The sequence below is a fragment of the Shewanella sp. genome (assembly GCF_013214165.1).
In the GTDB taxonomy this organism is placed as follows: Bacteria; Pseudomonadota; Gammaproteobacteria; order Enterobacterales; family Shewanellaceae; genus Shewanella.
Genome location: NZ_JABSSM010000035.1, coordinates 18,353 through 40,847, shown reverse-complemented (window position 1 = coordinate 40,847; position 22,495 = coordinate 18,353). Strand labels below are relative to the sequence as shown.

The following is a 22,495-nucleotide window of genomic DNA, read 5'->3' as shown; positions in this document are numbered from 1 at the left end:
GTGTTAAGACAAACTTTTTTAATCATTGTAGGCCTACTCTCTGTGTCTCAGCCGGCCTACGCCCAGGATGAGCGCTGGTTTGAAGTTGAGGTCTATCTCTTCGAGAGCACCTATGGTCAGTCTCAAGAGCAAGCGCCTGAGCAGGTGTCTGTTCAAAACCCAAACAAGATGGTGGATCTGATCTCGCCACAGTTCAGCACCAATATTACCGGTGCCAGCCTAGGTTTAGATGCTTGTTCTGCGCATGATTGGGCCACTAAGGCCGATGAATGTAACCAACAATTCAGTTCATCTACCCAGATGAATCACCCTTCGCAGATCCCATGGAGTATAACAGCCCCATCGACGCAATATGGTGTACCGGGCGGGGCTCCCGTCCTGTTAGCCAGTGATCAAAATCAGTTCAAAGACATCATCAGTAAACTGTCCAGAGAAAGAGGCCATAAGAGTCTGCTACACATGACCTGGCAGCAAGCGATGCAGCCCAGACACAGAGCTACAGCCGTTAGGCTCTTCTCGGGAAAAGATCACTCTTCACAATTTGAGCTCAATGGTCTAACGACTCTCAGCCAAACGACTCAATCGGATGTGCCTCAGTTTGACTTTCTAGGAGGAAATTTTGGACTAGTCGAACATAAGCCTGTCTGGACACTCGATGGGACAATCAACATCTACCTGGATCACTACCTTTATGTCGAAACGGCATTAAATTTAAGAGAAGAAGGCACTAAAACCTTAGACGTGATGCGGGATAACGCCCGATACAATTCGAGTGAAGTCAATCTGTCTACCCCCTTCCTGTATTCCTTCCCTATGAAGCAAAACAGACGGGTCAGAAGCGAGGAAATTCATTACTTCGATCATCCCAGAATGGGAATAATTCTGCAGATAAGAAAGATGCAGCAACCCATAGATAGGCTCGAGGCACAGGTAGAACAATAGTGCCTATCGGTCTAAGCCGCTGCAAACATCACACCTAGACAGACAAAAGAACCTAGGTGGATCCGTCTATCTGGCTGAACAATCTTGATACCGGCCCATCAAGATTGAACAATCGAGAAATCTAAATAGATCTCATCGGCTTCATCTTCTTCAACAAATACTTGAGAAACATGGGATTGAGGTGAGCCTATTTGGCACCAATCGATCAGGTAATTCACCGCGGGGAAGGCCCCCTGAGCTAAAATAGTGACATTACCATCATCGTCATTTGAGACATAGCCAGTTAAGCCTAAGGCTCTGGCTTTCGATAAGGTGTAACGCCTATAACAGACACCTTGCACCTTTCCTTGCACATTTATCTTGACTCTTTTCATGCTGAGTTCCTCAAGTTCCCTCTTTGAAGATAACCCAAACTTGTCGACTAGGCAAAATACAGACAAAAAAAACAGCTAACTAAAATTGGCTAGCTGTATCGGGCGACATACGCAAATGGGTGAGTCTTAAACAGACTGAGCTTCAACAGTATCAATTTGTATCATTTATTACCAGCTCGACACTCTACACTGACAAAGATAACATTCAAACAAAAACCAGCGTTTTAATCTAACCTTCACACTCGCTGTGATCGAGATCACCTGATATAAGGAAAAACGGCACCTAGCACTGACGTACCCGTTGACCATTTTGTATGTAACCCTTAGATATGAATAAGATGACTCGATGGCAGACATAAGAAATCCGCTCGAAAACGCCTGATGGGATCCAGACATAGCGAGATAATAACTAGCCTAGTTTGAAGGCAGCTATATTGGTTAGATGGCTCGCCAACACCGGGAATTTATGAGGCTGTTCTTCATCCCAAATCACTGGGTAATACTCATTCAGTGCATCATAAACCTGAGCGTTGTTATTCACATCATCCGAACGGGAAAGAATCACTAAGGCGTTAGTTTCATTTTTAGATCTGAAGCTGACAATACATTTACTGCTAATATCGGCATATTCTTCTGGCCTGTCTATCTTACCGACCATGTCAAGCTCAGGTGACAAGTTAGGGTTAATTAGCACAGCTCTAAGCCCGTTTAAGAATCCGATACGTTCGGCCCAAAATGCGCCTAAACCCACCCCCATAATTAAGGGCGCAGGATCGTCTGTTTGCTGGAGGTGACGACTCACTTCGTTGAGTAACTGCTGCATATCGTGCTTGGGGTGCTGAGTGCTATAACTCACCAGACGCACATCCTTATCGATAAATTGCAATTGACGCATCTTTTCATGATTACCAGGGCTCGTCGCATCGAAGCCATGTAAATAGAGGATCATTTTGCTACCAGTGATAATGTAGAATTTTCACTGTAGCTAACTTAACTGGTCAATGAGTTGAGCTATATCAAATATCTCGGTAAAAGGAGTAAGTTTTACTGATTGAATGTTTCAGCCAAGGCCTTAGCCTTTTTCCAGCGCTCATCTTGCTGTAATGCTTGGACGACGATGCCGGCATCTGGCTTTAACATGGTAGCCGCTCTGTATGGTGCCTCATTGGGCCAATCGAGTTCATCGAGTATTTCTGTTGCGCCGGCGGCATCGTTACACACCAAGATCATGTTGCAACCAGCATCTAATGCCGCTTTAGCTCTTTGTTTATAGCCTCCCACGACACCCGCACCTTTCATGCCGAGATCATCCGAGAAAATAACCCCTTTAAAATCCAGCTCGCCTCTCAACACTTGCTTGAGCCAGTATGGTGAGAAACCTGCAGGGTTAGGGTCGACCTTGGGATAGATAACATGGGCAGGCATCACACCTTGAAGCTTGTGCTGCTCGATCAGCGTCTTAAAAGGCAGCATATCCAGCGCTCGTATGTCCGCCTCACAGCGCTCATCTATCGCTTGGGCTAAATGTGAATCTGTCTCAACACTGCCATGACCCGGGAAATGTTTGCCCACGGCGGCCATGCCGGCTTGATTCATGCCTGAGATAAAACCCTCGGCTAAACAAGTCACAATTTCAGGCTCAGCGCTAAATGCCCGCTTGCCTATGACGCTACTGACTCGGTCCAGATCCAGCACTGGCGCGAAACTGAGATCGATATCGCAAGCCAATAGCTCAATTGCCATGAGAAAACCTAATTCTACAGACCAAGATCGGGCCTTTAGCATATCGCCATCGGCACGAGATAATATATCGCCCATAGCGGGTATTAGAGTGAAACCTTCCCTAAAGCGCTGCACTCGCCCGCCTTCATGATCTACGGCTATGATAAGATCGGATCTCACCTCTCTTATCGATTGTATTAACGCGAGCAATTGTTCTCTATCGACAAAATTGTGTGTAAATAGGATCAGTCCCCCCACCATGGGATGCTTAAGTTGTTCAAGCTCGGCTTCACTGGCTTGGGTCGATAAAAGGTCTAACATTAAATAGCTCACGCTTACTCCTCAAGGCACCTAATAATAAGAATTCCTCATCTTTATCCATAAGAAATAATCCAAACAAATACAGTATAAAATGCTCTACCGATGGCTAGCAACATGAAATCATTGCCTTAGCTCAGCTAATCTGAAACTTTCGATTAAAAAAACTCATGATAAGTCATTTAGGAAAGTATGGGATACTTTCGGATCATGAATTTAAATTCAGTAGAATAGATTTAAACAAGCAAGTGAAGAATAACATACCAGGGCTTTAATCCATTGAAACTTGATGAGTCCAATGGATTTTAGACTAATATTAATACTAGATAGTATTGTAAAACAACAATAACAAACAGGGTGTTAAGCATGATAAGTGTATTTGATATGTTCAAAATAGGCATTGGACCGTCTAGCTCACATACTGTGGGTCCAATGAAAGCGGGTAACATCTTTATCAAGGATCTCGATAAAGCAGGCCTGCTTGAACGTACAGATGAGCTACGCTCAGAATTATTTGGCTCCCTGGGGCAAACGGGTAAAGGCCATGGCACAGGTAAAGCCGTGATCTTAGGCTTGATGGGCGAAGCGCCCGATAGCGTCGATACTGATAGCATAGATGGGATATTAACGGACGTGAGCCAAAACCAGCAATTGCTGATGGCAAATGGCAAACACGTTATTTTCAGTCGTGAATCCGGCGTTATCTACCACAGACGCAAAAGTTTACCCGCCCACGCGAACGCCATGACTTTATATGCCTATTCTGCCGGTGAATGCATCTATGAGAGAACCTACTACTCTGTGGGTGGCGGTTTCATCTTAGATCAGGATGAAATTCAAGCTCAAGATGCATCCCCAGCCCTGCCCATCGAGTCTGCGCCTTACGATTTCAACAGCGCGGCTCAACTGCTCGAATATTGTAATAGCAATGGTTTGAGTATTTCAGCCCTGATGATGGCAAATGAGCTGAGTATCGCCGAAGAGGCCGATGTCAAAGCGCAGCTGTGGCACATCTGGCAGACAATGAAAGATTGTATTGAGCGTGGTTATCACAAGGAAGGATTACTGCCTGGTGGGCTCAAGCTGAGGCGCCGCGCTCCGGCCATGTATCGACAACTAAAGGCCGAAGGAAAAAACAGTGTCGATCCGCTTACCGCACTCGATTGGGTCGATCTGTTCGCCTTGTCGGTTAATGAACAAAATGCGGCTGGTGATAGAGTCGTCACCGCCCCGACTAATGGCGCCGCGGGGATTATTCCGGCAGTATTAAGCTACTACAACATGTTTGTCCAAGAAGTGGATAGCGATATCTGTTGCCGCTACCTGTTAACCGCTGCAGCTATAGGTATTCTCTATAAGAAAAATGCCTCTATCTCGGGAGCCGAAGTCGGCTGTCAGGGTGAAGTCGGCGTAGCCTGCTCGATGGCGGCCGCAGCATTAACCGAGATCATGGGCGGCACAGTCGAACATGTAGAAAATGCGGCCGAGATAGGCATGGAGCATAACCTTGGCTTGACCTGCGACCCTGTTGGCGGCCTAGTCCAGGTTCCTTGTATCGAACGTAATGCCATGGGCGCAGTAAAAGCCATTAATGCTTCTCGCATGGCGTTACGCGGCGACGGTAATCACAAGGTCTCTCTGGATAAAGTGATCAAGACCATGATGGAAACCGGTAAAGATATGCGCAGCAAGTATAAGGAAACCGCCAAGGGTGGCCTGGCTGTTAATATCGTCGAATGCTAAACGACGCTGATTAAATCATCAGCATCATCAGCCATAAAAAAACTCGCTTAGGCGAGTTTTTTTATGTCTTGCATCCACTAACTGAGACGCTGGCAAGTATTACCTTACTGGCAGGTCAATATCGGCAAACATATTTTCTATCAATTGAGGGTCCCTAAGCGCGACAGCTTTTTCGACCACTTCCTTGGTAAGATGCGGGGCAAAGTGCTCGATGAACTCATACATATACGTTCTTAAGAAGTTGCCCTTCCTGAACCCTATCTTAGTGGTGCTATGCCCAAACAGATGGCTGGCATCGATAGCCACTAAGTCTCTGTCCATAATAGGATCGATTGCCATTGATGCAATCACTCCGACTCCCAAACCGAGTCTCACATAGGTCTTCAACACGTCGGCACTGGTCGCACTAAACACCACTCTGGGCTCTAATCCCGCACGATTGAATGATTTTTCAATCTCAGATTCGCGGTCAAAACCAAAGACATAAGTCACTAAAGGAAAACGACCCAGATCTTCAATCGTAATATTACTGCGAGTCGCTAACGGATGATCTCGATTCACTACAATCGAGCGGTTCCAATGGTAACAAGGCAACATGATCAGATCGGAATAAAGATGCATACCTTCGGTCGCAATAGCAAAGTCCGCAGCGCCTCTCGCCGCCAACTCGCTGATTTGAGAAGGCGTACCCTGATGCATGTGCAAATTAACCTTAGGATAGCGATCGATAAATCCGCGGATTATTTTAGGCAGGGCATACCTTGCCTGGGTATCTGTCGTTGCGATATTCAACTCACCCTGATCAGGCTTGGTATACTCTTCCGCAACCTTCTTGATGCTCTCGACTTTACCTAAAATATCATTTGCTATGCTGATGACCTGCTCGCCAGCCGGTGTCACATGAGTTAAATGTTTGCCGCTACGGCCGAAAATTTGTATACCAAGTTCATCTTCCAGCATACGTACTTGTTTACTGATCCCTGGCTGAGATGTATAGAGGTTTTCAGCGGTAGCCGAAACGTTGAGGTTATGATTCACCACCTCTGCAATGTATCTGAGTTGCTGCAGCTTCATCTTTTATCCTTCGATTCGGTCTCTGTTTAAGGCTTTAATGGGTCTGGAATGAGAGATTAAGTATAAGAAATAGTTATAGTACAACGTGAAAATTAAATCAATATGGAATATAACATAGAGTTCATACCAATCACACGACATTAGTCAAAAGCTAGATGAAGATAGCTATGATAGAATGTTGATTTATAGTAGCATTAATAGAATTGCATAATTAACGGTAGACCTATGATATTTACTTTGGTTCTGATCAGTATCGGCGCACTCTTATTACTCGTGATCGGGATTAATGTCATACAGCAGCAGAAAGAGCGTGCTGAGGCAGAGCGCAGAACCGAACTGGCCAGGCAGAGGGCCATTATCGATGAAACCGAAGAAGTGCTTTCTCATACAGGTATGTTTCCCTGCTCTTCGCAGATAATTCAGGTGTTGTATAAGCGTGTCGAAGACGCGCTAGGCTTAGCCGTTAACTATGCCGCCAATCAAGCCGGTGATTACCAAAGAAGACAGGCCGATATCAGTGCTCAGGTCCAGAATTTAGCAGCGAGTCCTAAACAGGCTCCTTCAATAGAAAGTTTCCGTCTGCCCGATAACGATAAGCAAATATTGACCCTAGTAAAAGTACTCAAGAAGCTAAAAGCCATTCTTCGCGCCGAGCATAACAAGGGCAAGGTCGACCCGACAATATTCAGTGAAGAGGAAGGCAGGATAGATAGCCTCCAATTGAGAATTAATGTTGATTCCATGTTATCCCGAGCAAGAGCCGCCAGCTTTATGAAGCAATACGGCTCCTCAAAGCTGATGGTGACTAAGGCCCTTTCGACCTTACACTCCATCAAGGAGCAAACCCCTAATGACCCTTTTATCGCGAAAAAAGTCGATGAAGCAAAAACCATGTTAGATGAGATCGTGGGCGCACAGAAACAGTCATATCCAGTCGTTAAACAAGTGAAGGAAGAGGAAGACATCGACGTACTGTTCCAACCGAAGAAGAAATGGTAATAGGTCAGATGCTGGATGCTAGATGCTAGATGCTAGATGCTAGATGCTAGATGCTAGATAGAATTATTGCTCAAACTAGGCCCCTTCATAACATGTTGGGGCTTTTTTAATAGCAGCATTCGAACTGGATCCTGAAACACGTTCAGGATGACGGCGAAGACTCAACTCTTACTTATCACGTAACACTTCTCGCTTACGACTCTTAGCTTCTAACTCAAACCTAGTATCTCGTGTCTCGTGTCTCGTGTCTCGTGTCTCGTAAACAGCAGACAATAAAAAGCCCCGATAAATCGAGGCTTTTTATGGACTAGCTATCTATAGACCAACATTGACTGAAGCGTTCTGCTCTATGCTTTAGTCTTTGCTGCCGCTTTAGGCTTAGCTTTGGGCTTAGCTTTAGTTGCCGTCGTCGCTTTCGCTTTTGGCTTGGCTTTCTTCTTCGCCTCTGTCACCCACTTACCGTCGATAAACTTCGAGGTCCAGCCGGTTGCCTTGCCATCGACATCGGTAGCAACGTATTGCTCCTTCGTCTTACGGCTGAAGCGAACCGATGCCTTATTGCCATCATCATCTTTAACTGGTGCATCGGCTAGATAGGCATACTTAGGCCATAATAGCTCACGATACTTCACCAACTCTTCCACTAATGGCGCACGAGTTTCACGTGATTTAGGGAAGGTGCTGGCAGCCATAAAGATTCCGGCGGCACCATCTCTAAGCACGAAGTAGCCATCAGACTTAGTACACTTAAGCTCAGGTAGGTGGATCGGATCTTCCTTTGGAGGCGCAGCTTCACCGCTCTTTAACAGCTTACGGGTATTCTTACACTCGCTGTTGGTACAGCCGAAGTATTTACCGAAACGGCCGTTCTTGAGTTCCATGTCATTGCCACAGCGATCACACTCAATGATAGGACCTTCATAACCCTTAATCTTGAACTGACCGAGTTCGACCTCATGACCAACACATATTGGGTTATTACCACAAACATGTAGCTTACGAGTCTCATCGATAAGATAGCTGTCCATGGCAGTACCACAGATATCACAACGATGCTTGGCACGTAACGCATCTGTTTCAACATCTTCACTGTTCTCACTCACGGCTTCTTCACCGGGAGTCAGATTCATGGTGGTTTTACAGCGCTCTTTAGGCGGCAAAGCGTAGCCGGAACAACCGAGGAACACACCTGTGGTGCCGGTGCGGATCCCCATAGGACGCTCACAAGTCGGACACTTGATGTTATCGGTGGGCACCATCTCGTTCGGGCGCATTCCGCCCTCTTCCGGTGGCAGCTCGGCCTGCTCTATCTGTTTAGTGAGATCTTTATAGAAGCCATCGAGTACTTTCTTCCACTCGAGCTCGCCCTTGGCGACATCATCGAGTGTCTGTTCCATACCCGCGGTAAAGTCATAGCTCATTAGCTCCTTGAAGCTGCCGACCAGACTCTCACTGACTATCTCGCCCATCTTTTCTGCATAGAAACGACGGCTTTCGACGCGCACATAACCACGGTCCTGAATAGTCGAAATAATCGTCGCATAGGTCGATGGACGACCAATACCACGTTTTTCGAGCTCTTTAACCAGAGACGCTTCGCTGTATCTCGCCGGTGGCTTAGTAAAATGCTGCTTGGGATCGAGCTCTTTAAGCGCTAGCTTATCGCCCTTATCGACATGAGGTAGGGTATTGTCTTCCTCATTTTTCTTCTTAATGCTCGTTTGAACGCGAGTCCAACCGTCGAAACGTAAAGTTCGACCAGTGGCTTTGAGCTCGTACTCACCGGCCTTAACCGTTAAGCGAGTCGCATCATATTTTGCAGGTGTCATCTGACAGGAGACAAACTGACGCCAAATAAGCTCATACAAACGCTGTGCATCTCTCTCCATATCAGTCATCAAAGCTGCAAGTACTTTGACATTTGATGGACGAATGGCTTCGTGAGCTTCTTGAGCGCCATCTTTGCTACCGTAACGGATAGGTGCTTCTGGCAGGTAATTATCACCAAACTCTTTAGCGATCATCTCGCGCACGTTATCCAAGGCTTCCTGACTCAAATTGGTCGAGTCGGTACGCATATAGGTAATATGACCCGCTTCGTAGAGACGTTGAGCCATCATCATGGTCTTCTTGACGCCAAAACCTAAACGGGTACTCGCCGCTTGTTGCAGGGTCGATGTGATATAGGGTGCCGAAGGCTTACTCTGAGTCGCTCTATCATCACGAGCAGCAACCACAAAGCTTGACTGAGACAGAAAAGAAACCGCGTCTAGGGTTTGCTTCTCATTGACAGGATTAAATGCCTTGCCCTGAAACTTAACCACCTGCATCTTAAGCAGATCATTAGCCTGAGTATCCAATTGCGCATGAATATCCCAAAACTCTTCGGGAACGAAAGCCTTAATCTCACCTTCTCTCTCAACCACTAGACGCGTTGCCACAGACTGAACTCGACCGGCGGATAATCCACGAGCGACTTTCTTCCATAACAGAGGCGATACCATAAAACCAACGACGCGATCGAGGAAACGACGCGCCTGCTGAGCATTAACCATATTGGTATCTAGATGCGCGGGTTTGCTGAATGCGTCTTGAATAGCGCTCTTGGTGATCTCGTTGAAGACGACACGCTGAAAGCGTGATTCATCCCCCCCGATGATCTCCTGCAAGTGCCATGCAATGGCCTCTCCCTCTCTATCCAAATCGGTTGCGAGATAGATTTTATCAGCTTTCTCGGCTAACGCCTGCAGCTCTTTAACCACTTTTTCTTTACCTGGGAGTATCTGATACTTGGCTTTCCAGCCGTTCTCCGGATCTACTCCCATACGAGCAACAAGCGCTTGTTTCGCTTTCTTGCTCTTGTAGATGGCTTTCTCTTCAGGAGCCATCTTTCGTACTTCTGCGGGCGTTTTCGTCGCCACTTTAGAGTCAGGACTGGAAGATGTAGGCAAGTCTCTTACGTGACCTACGCTCGATTTAACAATGTAATCTTTGCCGAGATATTTATTAATAGTCTTGGCTTTGGCCGGTGATTCGACAATAACTAGCGATTTACCCATAGAATGATCTGCGCCAAAAAGTCTCAAAATACTGTAATTTGGCTCCATATATAGAGGGTTGTCTCAATTTATTCAAGCTAATCCCTCTTTTATTTGTACTGGAGTGCCATTTTTAACCATTTTGGAACTATTTCTAAAAAAAATGTGAAAGAAATAAATGCTTAATTAAAAACTAATATTCCATTATTAGTCATATTTGTCATCTAGCAAGGAATTCATGTGCATTTCGATGCAAATATCACAAATTTAGCCACTTTTGGCTTACTTGTGAACAATTGAAGCTTAAGTATACTGAGCTCATTTCAGCCTCACACTGCATCTTAGCTTAACTCTAGTGTATTTGGAGTAACTGGCAACAGCAGAAGCCAATTTCATGGATGAAGCCAAAGAATAAACCAATTAATAATAAAAGGTATCGCTACCCTGATAAGGAAAACTAATGAAGCATTTTGAAGCGAATTTCGATGGTCTTGTTGGACCAACCCACAATTACGCGGGCCTCTCCTTTGGTAATGTGGCATCACTGAGTAATGCAGCAGCCGTTTCAAATCCAAGAGCCGCAGCGAAACAAGGATTAAAAAAAGCCAAGGCACTTGCCGATATGGGTATGGTTCAGGGCATGCTAGCCCCTCAAGAGCGCCCAGACCTTCATACGCTGCGCAGAATTGGTTTTACAGGCTCTGACGCCGAAGTATTAAATAAAGCCGCTAAACAGGCTCCTGCTTTGTTACGTGCCTGTTGTAGTGCATCGAGCATGTGGACCGCGAATGCGGCAACGGTCTCGCCCAGTGCCGATTGCCGTGACGGAAAACTGCATTTCACCCCGGCTAACCTAGTAGACAAGCTGCACCGCAGCATAGAACCTATCACTACGGGTAATATCCTGGCGGCGACATTCAATAACGACAAGCATTTCAGTCATCATCAGCATCTGCCTGAGCACGCCAGTTTTGGCGATGAAGGCGCGGCGAACCACACTCGTCTGTGCAGTGAGTACGGCGATCCTGGGGTGGAATTATTTGTCTACGGTCAGCAAGCAACCAATCCTGCGGCACCTAGGCCGACAAAATACCCGGCCAGACAGACATTAGAAGCCTCTCAAGCCATCGCTCGCTTGCATCAGCTCAATGATGACAACACGGTATTTATCTCACAGAACCCAGATGTGATCGATCAAGGCGTGTTTCATAACGATGTGATCGCCGTCGGTAACCAAAATGTACTCTTCTATCACGAGCAGGCATTTCTGAATACGCAGAACAAGTTAAACGAAATAAAGCAGAAATTTGGTGACTCACCACTTCACTTCATCGAAGTACCTACCAATAAAGTCGGTATTCAAGATGCGGTGAAGACTTATCTTTTTAACACCCAGATCATCACCCTCCCATCGGGTGAGATGGCGATTATTGCGCCGACAAACTGTCAGGAGAACGAAGCGGTGTACGCTTATCTTCAGGAAGTCGTCACCCTTGGCACCCCAATCAAGCAGGTGCATTACTTCGATGTGAAGCAGAGCATGCAAAATGGCGGCGGTCCGGCTTGTCTACGACTACGTGTCGCCATGAATGACACCGAAGTGGCTGCGGTTAATCAGCACACCCTGATGAATGATGTGTTATTCAGTGAGCTAAATAACTGGGTAGACAAGCACTACCGCGATCGTCTCAGCGTCGAAGATCTAGCCGATCCACAAGTGCTTATCGAATCACGCACCGCACTGGATGAGCTGACTCAGCTGATGCGGCTGGGTAGCGTTTATCAGTTTCAGAAATAACCAGATGTATAAAGGCCGTATACTTTAAAAATAAAAAACCACCCTTCACCGGTGGTTTTTTATAAAATGACTTAACGTCACTATTAAATATGCTTTTTACATATTTATATCAATACTCGCAACGGTTGAAATAACTCCGCTAGGAGTTGTTACATTTATAGTCAACACTCCATCCTCTGGCTCATCGGGCCCTTTGACTGAGATTGTTTCACAACGAGCGCCATTGATGTTGGTATTAGGCCAGATAATAGGATTAGTCGTCGCCACACTACCAACCGAAGTCACCGAATTTATTTTACTTCCTGATGGCATTTGTTGATTATGAAAATCTGAAATACATATATAAACAGAACCGATAGATTTAGGTGCTAGATCCAACACGTGTATCCCGGTATCTGCTGCGCTATCTGTCACTACAGGCTGTGATGCTATAGCTGTGCTACCTGACATAACCAAAACAAGATTTTGTCTTACATATGTGCTGGTACTTTTAGCCGTAAAGGATGCACACCCAGCGTGAGCTGGTTCACTACACAAGACTCCATTATATAAAGCATCTTGAGTATCAAAATTACCATCAAAATTAAAGTCAATTAACTCCTCTAAATTACCACCGCCAGCACCAATACCTTCTACAGGATTAAACAAGCCATCTTCATTGAAATCTTCAAACGGCTCGTCTAAATCAAAATCTTCACCAGCGATATTTGTTCCTAAGAAAGCTGTTACCTCATTAGCATCGAAACGCCCGTTACCATTAGTATCGGCGAAAGATTCCTCCCCTATCGCTGTTGCAGTAATAGTTGTTCTCCCACCCATAGGTTGGCCAAGATAGTAGTTTCGACGAACATCCCAATATTGACGTCCTTGCCCATCTAAAGGTAATGGCTGTACTGTATCACCGAATGGGCGCGGATCTTTACTCTGCCAATCTACAGTGCAATCGCCATCAGTGGTGATACATGAATCAACAATATCACCTCCTTCTGTTCTGAACGTCACTGAAGTACCATCTGGAACCCGGTTATTGAATGCATCGGAAAGTTTAGCTGTGATCTGCACTAATGTACCTTCACTACTCCAACCTTCAAGATTATAGCTCGAGGCAGAAAGCGAGAAACTATCTTGATCTGGGATCCCAGTTGTCACCACTAACTGACTAGATTGACTAGAAATTACCGGATTTGAATCATTAATGGTTCCACTTACTCGTATAACAGTTGCTATAGAGCCAGAGCCAACCACAGTCTGAACTAAACCTTGATCATTCGTCGTTGCGTATAAAGGGTCTAATTTAATATCACCGACGTTAGTATTTAGACTGAAATCGACCAATTGATTACTAACTGGCAGGCCATTTGTGTCCAGAACCTTAAAAATAACCGTAGACGACTCAGGCAATCCAGTCCCTATAATCCCTATTTTTTGAGGTGTTGCTGATATATAAACAATGCTACCGATACTTGCTGGTAGTAAATTAATACTCGTGCTGGCAGATAAATTGAGTCCACCTGCATTTGCAGTCACGTTAATTTGATCATCACCACTACAACCTTGTGCCAAATACGTACTCGATGCTTCGCCATTAACAGCTGTAACTGGCGTGCTTAAGATTGCTTGAGGAGTTACGGAAGAGGAACAAGTCGAAGTAAAATTCACTTCAACAGGTTGTGTAAATGGATTTCCTTCGCCATCTTGAAGCAGCACAGAAACCGTCGCTGTCCCGCCCGCAGACAGTTGAGTCGCAGAAATGGAAGCGATTCCAGAGACAAATGGATCGCCACTGCCCATTAAGACGTTAGTAGCACCAACAACAATAATGGCATCACCTTCTTCACCGGTTTCAAGAGAAGCAACCGCTTTTCCGGCACCGAGATCCGTTCCGGCATAGATATCGACAATAGCAACACCATCAATGGTTACTGCAGCATCTACCGGTATCTCGCCTTTTGCCGATGTAAAAGTCACAATCACAGGCTTACTGATTCCCGATACAGTAGCAACAAGCTTACCTGGCTTTGTTGTCGATATTGTATCGGTAGCATTACCCGCTGCATCTGTCAGAGTTAACACGACTAAGGCACCATCACCAGCTTCTCCACCGTCACCGGCCATATTGAAGCCTATGGTGACCGGATCGCTGCTTATATTGGCGATGCGAGCTTCTACATTACCAGCACCTTGTACATTTGATGTTGCCAGCTTTATGGTTGCAACACCATCTGAGTTAGTTAGTGCAGTGCCTGTTCCTGGGGTAAATGAGCCAAGAGTTGGATCGGAAAGCGTAAAAGTAACCAATACTCCCGACATTAAGCCTGTTTTTGAACTCGTCACGGTGGCAGATACAGACGCGGGTGTCAGCTCGCTTATGTCGGCATTGGTAATTGACAATGAAATTAAAACGGTCTCTTCATCGGGATCGAGTGGATCCGAGATGTCCCCCCCGCCACTACAGGCAACCATGAAAAACGACCATAAAAATACGATAAAAAACTTATAAACTGACTTCATGTCAGACTCCCTGTTACTCGATATGTAATGTTAAACGAGGCGATCATCACTTATCGGCCAAGATTACATAATTTTAACGTCACTTATCCATAACTATCTTGATTTATTTTGCTATAACCTCGAAAAAGTTTAACTATTGTACCGTTTCATCAATCTTAGTTTCTTGCTAGGCTTACAGCGCATATTGAAAGCATAATAATTACACAGGAAGCACTATGGCTTTAACTCAAGCAAAAAAACTCGGACTCACGAGTAAAATTCTTATTGGTATGGGTGGAGGTATCCTTTTTGGATTGCTACTCAGAAACCTTTTCCCCGAAAGTACATTTATCGACGAATACATCACCCAAGGTTTCTTAAACGTTATCGGCACGGTATTTGTGTCCGGTCTGAAAATGTTGGTCGTGCCGTTAGTGTTTATTTCATTGGTGTGCGGCACATGCTCATTGAGTGACCCATCGAAATTAGGCAGACTCGGCGGTAAGACCATCGCCTTCTATCTATTCACCACGGCTATTGCCCTGTCGATGGCAATCTTGATTGCCATCATGGTCCATCCGGGTAACGCGTCCATGGTCATTGAAGGTCTTACCTTCAATGCCAAAGAAGCCCCAAGCCTGGCTGAGGTGATCATCAATATCGTCCCCACAAACCCAATGCAAGCGATGAGCGAAGGCAATATGCTCCAGATCATCCTGTTTGCGGTTATTTTTGGTTTTGCTATCTCTCATATAGGCGAGCGCGGTAAACGCGTTGCAGCGCTGTTTAACGACCTTAACGAAGTGATCATGCGTGTAGTTACCCTTATCATGCAGCTTGCACCATATGGTGTGTTTGCCTTGATGGCCAAACTGGCACTCACCTTAGGTCTTGAAACCTTCGGCAGTGTAGTGAAATATTTCTTCGTCGTATTGGGTGTGTTGCTGCTTCATGGCTTCGTCGTCTATCCGACTTTACTTAAACTGTTCTCAGGATTAAATCCGATAACCTTCATCCGTAAGATGCGTGATGTGCAGCTGTTTGCTTTTAGCACAGCCAGTTCAAATGCGACTCTACCGGTGACCATAGAAACAGCGGAGCACAGACTAGGTGTCGATAATAAAGTCGCTTCATTCACCTTGCCTCTTGGCGCTACCATCAACATGGACGGCACGGCCATCATGCAAGGTGTTGCCACGGTATTCATCGCTCAGGTTTATGGTGTCGATTTAACCATCACAGATTATGCCATGGTCGTAGTGACAGCGACGCTTGCCTCTATCGGTACAGCGGGCGTGCCTGGTGTTGGTCTTATCATGTTGGCCATGGTACTTAATCAGGTGGGTCTTCCTGTGGAAGGTATCGCGCTGATCATAGGTGTCGACAGGCTACTCGACATGGTCCGCACCGCAGTCAATGTCACCGGCGACACGGTTGCCACTGTGGTCATCGCTAAGTCTGAAGGTGAGTTCAATGAAGAAATCTTCAACGATCCCAAAGCTGGCAAGACAGCGGGTAGTTTCAGAGAACAGGTGAAGGGACAAGAAGCCTAACCGCTACACGTTTTAACAAAAAAAGGTGCCCTGGAGGGCACCTTTTTTTGTTTGATTGATTAATCAAGCTGTGCCAGCCTAGACTGGCATCTCAAGTCTCTGAATCCTAGCGTGTACATGCCTTAACCGCGCTAAAGTTTAAATTGACTCACCTGTTCACGCATCGTCGCCGACAGCCTGGTCAGTTCGGCCACTGAGCTTGTCAGTTCTTGAACTTCCATGGTCGAGGTCTGCGTGATATCGCTGATGGCGATAATGCTGCGATTAATCTCTTCGGCTACACACCTCTGCTCTTCTGCAGCGGTGGCAATCTGGCTATTCATGCTACTGATATTATCGACGGAGAGCACGATATCATTAAAGGCTTTGCCAGCCATCTTGGCTTTCTCATTCGCATCATAAACCTGCTCTGTGCCGACTTTCATGGCACTGACGGCCTGCTGAACCCCTTTTTGTAAACTGTCTATCATGGATTCAATCTCTAAGGTCGACTCCTGGGTTTTCTGTGCCAAGGTTCTCACTTCGTCGGCCACCACAGCAAAACCACGTCCTTGCTCACCAGCACGAGCCGCCTCGATAGCAGCGTTCAACGCCAGCAGGTTTGTCTGTTCTGCTATGCCCTTAATCACATCCAGCACACTACCGATATTTTGACTCTCACTGGCCAGATGCCCGATCACTGCTGATGTTTGTTCTATCTGCTGTGAAAGCTGAGACATGCTGTCAACAGATTGTAGAACAATCACCTCCCCCTTAGTGGCATTGCTTTCGGCGTCTCTGGCTGAATCTGCGGCATAGGTGGCACTTTGTGCCACCTCAGCGACCGTTGCCGTCATCTCGTTCATTGCCGTGACAGTCAACTCGGTTTCCGATTGCTGTTGATCCATCCTGCCATTGGTTTTCTGAGTGAAATCATTCAAGGCTAAGGTCGAATCTCCGATGGTGTTGGCGGCAAGCACTATGGAATTAAGGATACCGCAAAGGTGATCGATCACTAGGGTCAGGTTGGTCGATATCAGCCCCAGTTCATCATCATTAAATGTCTTAAACTTCACGGTTAAATCAGAATCGACGCGTACTGTGTTTAATGTGCTGACAATATTATCTATGGGCAGCATCACGGCCCTGGTGATCCAGAGACCAAGTAATATACTGACAACGATGGCAACTAGCGCCACCAGGATAAAAATCTTAATCGAGGCGGCATAAATATCTTCGAGACTGTTTTTATCCTGTTCGGCAACCCGCAACTGAAAGTTGACTAGCTGAGAAATTTTGCTACTGATAGGGTCTATCACGTCATAGAGGATCACAATATCATTATTTAACATCCCCAGAGGTGAGCCTTGTAAGTCATTGAGTTTATCTATGAGTCTAGTGACCTCCCGGTCAGCGGGTCCAAATAACAGATTGATTTCACCCGCTAATATAGACTCCTCTCGGGTCAAGCTTGTCGCCATATAGACAGCCCAATTACGACTGATATCGCGGCGAGCTTGAGTCAATGCCCGTGCGGCTTCTGCCGCACTAAATATGCCTAGATTGGCCTTGTTGATCGCATCAATAACCGAAACGGCGTAGTCATCACCGATGATTTTAAGCCCTTCTAGGGGAACGACCCTGTCGTTATAAATACTCACGACTCCTGCTTCTATTTTCCCCATCATGTTGATTGCTAAGAAGCAGATACCGATCAAGAGTGTTAACGGGACTAACTGACCTAGCGTCATTTTTTGTTTTATTTTTAACTTAGGTGTTGCGTGACTCAATTGCGTCATTTTATCGCCTCTTTGTGTTCCAAGAACTCTTATTCCATTTGTTTCTACAGATAAGCATAACAAATAGTAGACTCACGGAAACAAATTGTTACATTAAATGTGACTAATGCGCTTAAAAAAACAAAATACCAACAACTTCTGTGATAGATATTTTATATGGAACAAAATAGCCAGGCAGTCGTATGTCGAAAGTATCTAAGGCAGCATAAAGGGCGTTGAAACACGCATAAAAAATCCGAGGCCTGGAGATAGGACTCGGATTATTAACAGGTAAAATATAGGCCAAGCGGTCGATAAACCACTCAATGGACGGCTTAACACCTAGCTTGTAGCTAGTAATAAGAGGTGACTCATCTCTCCCAGTACGACTCTTCTAAGCTATCTTCACGCTCTGGCAAGCCACGAGAAAGACGCGGACTGTGCTGCGCCAGCACTTCATAGGCCACGCGATTAGCGTACTTACAGATCTGTGAGAACGATGAATAACATAATCCATCACGCTTGTGTTTGCTCGAACCCGGCACATTGGCCTTATGGAAGGTGTTCGATGCGAGATCGTGCAGCAGTGCAGACAGTGCACCATCACCGGCTCCATTGGTGTTACGGATCTTCTCCGGACCGCCCATATAGGGTGAGATGTGAGCATAGACCTTAATCGGCTCATCACAGGCAGATTTAAGCTTAGGACGTGAGAATTCATAACGGTTAAACTCAGGGATAGAGCCGGGTAACAAGGTGTTGCTGGTTTCACGTTTCTCTGAATTTTCGGTATAGCCTGCGGTATAGAGTCCGATAGGCCCAGCTGTGGTCAATACCATATCACACAATTCCAGGGCGGCTTCACTGGCCTGAAGCGGATCTTTAAAACCAGTAAGGGCCTCGCCTTCATCCTCATTCATTGCCAGAATAGTCACATTCTCTTCGATGAAAGCTCTCCACCAGCTTGGATCTTCTTCTATCAAGAATCGAGTGCCTAACGTCAGTACCACAGGGACCCCGACCTCTTTGGCATATTCTATTGCTGTTAATGCCGCCTTGGTCATCTGATCGTCACCGCTGGCTCTCATCAAGTAAGCCGTTAACACCAGCGCCGATGCTCCTTGCACCTGGTCTTTATCTATGAACTCTGGGGTTAATTTATCCATAGAGCCCTTGCTGATGGCAAAGGTGCGCTCGCCGCACTCAGAGATGAGGGTGAAGCAGCGGCCTATGGCACCGTCGACGGGTTGAAGGTAATTTAAGTCGACTTTCGATGAGGTGTTACACAGATAACGATAGGCGTAGCTGCCTACCTCGATATTATTACTCATGACGCCAAATAGGACAGATCTATCATCGGCAAGAATCGAATAGTTGTGTACCGTATTGCCTATGGTGCCACCGGCAAATTCATCGCTGATTAAGCCATACTGCTTCAATTCTGAATACAAGGCGTGAGCACTGACATCATCAATCAGAGTCGAGTTGCCTTTGGGAAGTTTATATCGCTCGAGTAGTTCATCGGCGACCTTAGCTTCTATGTCTACCAAGGTCTGATCGATCCCTGTGATATACGTTGGAAAACGAAGCGGTTGTTGAGTGAGTTGAGCCAATAGCGGGTCACGGTTTTGGACAGGGAAATAGTGCTTGGACTTTCGTTGACCTGGAAACTTCATTGTGTACTCTCAACCTTTGGCAACATACTGGAGGCCGATTAAATTAAATCAGCCATATGGGAATATAGTTCAAAACAATTGGCCCTATCAAATAAGGGCCAATATAAACGGCGGCAGATCCTACCACACGCAGTGATATACGCCAGTATGGTGACGGGTATATTTCCTATTTATGCACAGATGTCGAGAGTCAGGCGAATTTTAATCACTTCTAGTACCAGCCTTGACTCTGCTGCTTCACCAATTCAACTAACAGGGCTATGTGAGCGGGATCAGTATTGAGACAGGGAATAAACTCATATCGCTCTCCACCCGCTTCGATAAACATCTCTTTGCCACCGATAGAAAGCTCTTCGAGCGTTTCCAGACAGTCAGCCGAAAAAGCCGGACTGATAATATCCACTGACTTCACCCCTTGAGCCGGCAAAGAAGTCAATGTCTTATCGGTCTGCGGTGTGAGCCACTCCTCTTTACCGAATATCGACTGGTAACAAAGCTGCCATTGGTCATGGTTTAACCCCAGCTCTGTGGCCAAAAGCTCTGACGTTTTCTCGCAATGCTGCTGATAAGGATCGCCCTCGGTCACATATCTAACCGGAATACCATGAAATGACATCAACAGCTTGTCGGCTTGACCATGGCGCTGCCAATGGGCTCTTACTGAACAGGCCAGGGCAGAAATATAGCCTGGGTGCCGATAATATTCTTTGTTGATACGGGTTTCAGGCACTTCTCTCCATCGCTTGTACTCGGTGGCAATAGCATCGGAAACCGCCGCCACGGTCGAGCATGAGTATTGAGGGTAAAGCGGCAGAACAATTATTCTTTCGATCCCTTGAGACTTGAGCTTATCCAGCCCCAGAGCCAGTGAAGGGTTACCGTAGGTCATGCCCAGCTCGACGGGTATGTTCTGCCCGTATGTTTGCGCTAACATGCTGGCAAGTTGCTCTCTCTGACGTTGACTTATCACCATCAAGGGCGATCCTTCGTCCCACCATATGGATTGATAGAGTTTTGCTACCTTAGGCGGGCGAAAATTAAGTATGACGCCGTTGAGAATAGGCTTCCAAATAAGGGGGTTAAGGTCGACGACTCTTGGATCACTCAAGAACTGCTTTAGAAATGCACGTACATCTTTTGTCGTGGGTGTATCGGGCGTCCCTAAGTTAACCAGAAGCACACCAAATGGGGGGGGTGTTTTGTTCAAAATTATTCTCTTATACTGTCGATTACGGACAAGGCTAACATTCAAAATCATATAAAAAAAGCCCACCTAAGTGAGCTTTTCAAAATATGAGAACTAGCTCATCTACTGATAAGGATCAGATACCTTTAGCCTAACGCAGCAACGATCTCTTTACTGACTGCAGCCACTGCCTGTGTACCGTCAAACTTGTTGTATGTAGCCTGACCAGAGGCTGCTACCTTACCGTAATATTCTACAAGAGGTTTAGTCTGCTCATGGTAGATCTCTAGGCGTTTACGTACCGTAGACTCTTCGTCATCAGGACGGATAGCCAGATCTTCACCGGTAACATCATCCTTACCTTCAACCTTTGGCTGGTTGAAAACAATATGATATACACGGCCAGAACCTGGGTGAACACGACGACCAGCCATACGCTTAACAATATCTTCGTCGGGCACATCGATCTCTACCACGTGGTCGATATTGATGCCACTGTCCGCCATAGCGTCGGCTTGTGGGATAGTACGAGGGAAACCATCGAGTAAGAAACCTTTGGCACAATCATCTTGAGCGACACGCTCTTTTACTAACCCAATAATGAGCTCATCTGAGACCAATTGACCAGCATCCATCACTTTCTTGGCTTCTAAGCCAAGAGGCGTTCCAGCTTTAACCGCTGCACGCAGCATATCGCCGGTAGAAATTTGTGGAATACCGTACTTTTCCATGATGAACTGGGCCTGGGTACCTTTGCCGGCACCTGGGGCACCTAATAACATGATGCGCATCTCGAGAGTCCTCTTATTTCACATAGTTTTATCATTGGCGGCGATTTTCGCATAATTAGCCGCTATTTTGAAGAGGAGAAACCGTTTTAGCCTTAGACTTTGGCCTGATAGACAGACATGTTTAATCAGGCTCTATAGGATCCACTCACTCCGTTTAATTTTCGTACTGAACGTAAATTCGATATCAATACAATAAACTGTATAGCTTACGACGATACTGATTCGCTAACTGATGTCCCTGACCTAATGCGGTCAAAATTTCCAGAAATAACTTTTTAGCATCACCATTCTCAATCGAAATATCTTCAGATAGAGGAGCAAACAGGAGTGCCAGCGCTTCTTCATCTCTTTTTGCCTGATGAAGCCCCTTAACTAAGTCTAATAATAGTGACACATTGTCGGGCTCAGCATCACAAGCCTGTTGTAATTGACGGATCTCCGGGGTATCGGCAGCATCCAGTGCCAGTGCCAATTTCGCTTTTAGGGTTTGATAGTAGCCGTCCTGATCGGCCAGACCCACACTGTCTAACAGATCAGCCGCTAAGGAAAAATCACCCGCCATCAGCTCGGCATCGGCGTACACTAACGCGATTTCAGCATTTGGCGACTCGCTATAAGCATCCCTTAGCAGGTGAAGCGCCGCTTGCACGTCTTCATCCACGAGTAATGCCTTGGCTTGATTTAGTTTAAGCTGCCACTGCGCCGGAAGATGCTTATCTAACATCTCGGTTATCTGCCTCTCTTCTTGCACACCCGAAAAACCATCTATTGGCTTGCCTTCGCTTAGCACTAAGGTCGTGGGGAGATTTTTAATTTGAAAATAATTGGCGATCTCCATCTCGCTGTCGCAATCAATTTTTGCTAACACAAAACGGCCAGCTTGCTTGTGGGCCATGGAGGCCAATGTCTGACTCAAGGCAATACTTTCCGGACTTTGATTAGACCAGAAACAAAGCACAACAATTTGCTCCGCCGACGCATCGACGATTTGCTGAATATTCTCTTTCGTTAGATCTAGAACAGTTTCCATAACA

16 protein-coding genes are annotated in these 22,495 nt (G+C 46.1%); 5 read left to right on the top strand and 11 right to left on the bottom strand.

Going from position 1 to position 22,495, the window contains the following annotated elements; translation table 11 throughout:
• The gene (locus HRU42_RS11920) at positions 1–942 is read left to right on the top strand and encodes a peptidoglycan binding protein CsiV (protein ID WP_295031409.1); all 942 of its coding nucleotides are present in this window, start codon (positions 1–3) and stop codon (positions 940–942) included.
• Between the two features lie 98 nt (positions 943–1,040).
• Here HRU42_RS11920 and HRU42_RS11915 read toward each other — a convergent pair whose 3' ends face one another.
• From HRU42_RS11915 to nagZ, 3 genes are all read right to left on the bottom strand, one after another.
• A complete protein-coding gene (locus HRU42_RS11915) occupies positions 1,041–1,316 on the bottom strand; it encodes an acylphosphatase (RefSeq protein ID WP_295031407.1) in 276 nt (91 codons plus the stop codon).
• 409 nt (positions 1,317–1,725) lie between these two features.
• Complete coding sequence (gene ycfP, locus HRU42_RS11910) at positions 1,726–2,265, bottom strand: alpha/beta hydrolase YcfP (protein ID WP_295031405.1); 540 nt, start codon at positions 2,263–2,265, stop codon at positions 1,726–1,728.
• A 95-nt stretch (positions 2,266–2,360) separates the two neighbouring features.
• Positions 2,361–3,371: a beta-N-acetylhexosaminidase gene (gene nagZ, locus HRU42_RS11905; RefSeq protein WP_295031403.1), complete on the bottom strand. Its 1,011-nt coding sequence runs from the start codon at positions 3,369–3,371 to the stop codon at positions 2,361–2,363.
• Between the two features lie 351 nt (positions 3,372–3,722).
• Here nagZ and HRU42_RS11900 point away from each other — a divergent pair, with 351 nt between their 5' ends.
• Complete coding sequence (locus HRU42_RS11900; protein ID WP_295031401.1) at positions 3,723–5,099, top strand: L-serine ammonia-lyase; 1,377 nt, start codon at positions 3,723–3,725, stop codon at positions 5,097–5,099.
• 99 nt (positions 5,100–5,198) lie between these two features.
• Here HRU42_RS11900 and cysB read toward each other — a convergent pair whose 3' ends face one another.
• Positions 5,199–6,173 carry an HTH-type transcriptional regulator CysB gene (gene cysB / locus HRU42_RS11895; protein WP_295031399.1) on the bottom strand — a complete coding sequence of 325 codons (975 nt, stop codon included), beginning with the start codon at positions 6,171–6,173 and terminating at the stop codon, positions 5,199–5,201.
• Between the two features lie 225 nt (positions 6,174–6,398).
• Here cysB and HRU42_RS11890 point away from each other — a divergent pair, with 225 nt between their 5' ends.
• A complete protein-coding gene (locus HRU42_RS11890) occupies positions 6,399–7,172 on the top strand; it encodes a hypothetical protein (RefSeq protein ID WP_295031397.1) in 774 nt (257 codons plus the stop codon).
• A 347-nt stretch (positions 7,173–7,519) separates the two neighbouring features.
• Here HRU42_RS11890 and topA read toward each other — a convergent pair whose 3' ends face one another.
• Positions 7,520–10,231: a type I DNA topoisomerase gene (gene topA / locus HRU42_RS11885; protein WP_295031395.1), complete on the bottom strand. Its 2,712-nt coding sequence runs from the start codon at positions 10,229–10,231 to the stop codon at positions 7,520–7,522.
• A 439-nt stretch (positions 10,232–10,670) separates the two neighbouring features.
• Here topA and astB point away from each other — a divergent pair, with 439 nt between their 5' ends.
• Positions 10,671–12,008, top strand: a complete 1,338-nt coding sequence (gene astB / locus HRU42_RS11880; RefSeq protein ID WP_295031392.1) for an N-succinylarginine dihydrolase — start codon at positions 10,671–10,673, stop codon at positions 12,006–12,008.
• Between the two features lie 96 nt (positions 12,009–12,104).
• On the opposite strand, the gene HRU42_RS11875 is transcribed toward astB, so the two are convergent.
• Positions 12,105–14,519: a hypothetical protein gene (locus tag HRU42_RS11875; protein WP_295031390.1), complete on the bottom strand. Its 2,415-nt coding sequence runs from the start codon at positions 14,517–14,519 to the stop codon at positions 12,105–12,107.
• A gap of 215 nt (positions 14,520–14,734) precedes the next feature.
• Here HRU42_RS11875 and HRU42_RS11870 point away from each other — a divergent pair, with 215 nt between their 5' ends.
• Positions 14,735–16,051, top strand: coding sequence for a dicarboxylate/amino acid:cation symporter (locus HRU42_RS11870; protein WP_295031388.1), 1,317 nt, complete (start codon positions 14,735–14,737; stop codon positions 16,049–16,051).
• Between the two features lie 131 nt (positions 16,052–16,182).
• Here HRU42_RS11870 and HRU42_RS11865 read toward each other — a convergent pair whose 3' ends face one another.
• The 5 genes from HRU42_RS11865 to HRU42_RS11845 all read right to left on the bottom strand — a co-directional run bounded on the left by HRU42_RS11865 (position 16,183) and on the right by HRU42_RS11845 (position 22,491).
• Positions 16,183–17,829, bottom strand: a complete 1,647-nt coding sequence (locus tag HRU42_RS11865; protein ID WP_295031386.1) for a methyl-accepting chemotaxis protein — start codon at positions 17,827–17,829, stop codon at positions 16,183–16,185.
• A gap of 350 nt (positions 17,830–18,179) precedes the next feature.
• On the bottom strand, positions 18,180–19,484 hold the full coding sequence (locus HRU42_RS11860; protein WP_295031384.1) for an inosine/guanosine kinase: 1,305 nt from the start codon (positions 19,482–19,484) through the stop codon (positions 18,180–18,182).
• Between the two features lie 211 nt (positions 19,485–19,695).
• Positions 19,696–20,691: a ferrochelatase gene (gene hemH, locus HRU42_RS11855; RefSeq protein ID WP_295031382.1), complete on the bottom strand. Its 996-nt coding sequence runs from the start codon at positions 20,689–20,691 to the stop codon at positions 19,696–19,698.
• Positions 20,692–20,816: 125 nt separating this feature from the next.
• On the bottom strand, positions 20,817–21,461 hold the full coding sequence (adk, locus tag HRU42_RS11850; RefSeq protein ID WP_295031380.1) for an adenylate kinase: 645 nt from the start codon (positions 21,459–21,461) through the stop codon (positions 20,817–20,819).
• A gap of 184 nt (positions 21,462–21,645) precedes the next feature.
• Positions 21,646–22,491, bottom strand: a complete 846-nt coding sequence (locus HRU42_RS11845; protein ID WP_295031378.1) for a tetratricopeptide repeat protein — start codon at positions 22,489–22,491, stop codon at positions 21,646–21,648.
• Positions 22,492–22,495: the final 4 nt, after the last annotated feature.

What these genes read in the sequence shown, in the direction of transcription:
- HRU42_RS11915 (WP_295031407.1), bottom strand. Translation starts at nt 1,316, where the DNA reads ATGAAAAGAGTCAAGATAAATGTGCAAGGAAAGGTGCAAGGTGTCTGT.
- ycfP (WP_295031405.1), bottom strand. Translation starts at nt 2,265, where the DNA reads ATGATCCTCTATTTACATGGCTTCGATGCGACGAGCCCTGGTAATCAT.
- HRU42_RS11900 (WP_295031401.1), top strand. Translation starts at nt 3,723, where the DNA reads ATGATAAGTGTATTTGATATGTTCAAAATAGGCATTGGACCGTCTAGC.
- cysB (WP_295031399.1), bottom strand. Translation starts at nt 6,173, where the DNA reads ATGAAGCTGCAGCAACTCAGATACATTGCAGAGGTGGTGAATCATAAC.
- HRU42_RS11890 (WP_295031397.1), top strand. Translation starts at nt 6,399, where the DNA reads ATGATATTTACTTTGGTTCTGATCAGTATCGGCGCACTCTTATTACTC.
- topA (WP_295031395.1), bottom strand. Translation starts at nt 10,231, where the DNA reads ATGGGTAAATCGCTAGTTATTGTCGAATCACCGGCCAAAGCCAAGACT.
- astB (WP_295031392.1), top strand. Translation starts at nt 10,671, where the DNA reads ATGAAGCATTTTGAAGCGAATTTCGATGGTCTTGTTGGACCAACCCAC.
- HRU42_RS11875 (WP_295031390.1), bottom strand. Translation starts at nt 14,519, where the DNA reads ATGAAGTCAGTTTATAAGTTTTTTATCGTATTTTTATGGTCGTTTTTC.
- HRU42_RS11870 (WP_295031388.1), top strand. Translation starts at nt 14,735, where the DNA reads ATGGCTTTAACTCAAGCAAAAAAACTCGGACTCACGAGTAAAATTCTT.
- HRU42_RS11865 (WP_295031386.1), bottom strand. Translation starts at nt 17,829, where the DNA reads ATGACGCAATTGAGTCACGCAACACCTAAGTTAAAAATAAAACAAAAA.
- HRU42_RS11860 (WP_295031384.1), bottom strand. Translation starts at nt 19,484, where the DNA reads ATGAAGTTTCCAGGTCAACGAAAGTCCAAGCACTATTTCCCTGTCCAA.
- adk (WP_295031380.1), bottom strand. Translation starts at nt 21,461, where the DNA reads ATGCGCATCATGTTATTAGGTGCCCCAGGTGCCGGCAAAGGTACCCAG.
- HRU42_RS11845 (WP_295031378.1), bottom strand. Translation starts at nt 22,491, where the DNA reads ATGGAAACTGTTCTAGATCTAACGAAAGAGAATATTCAGCAAATCGTC.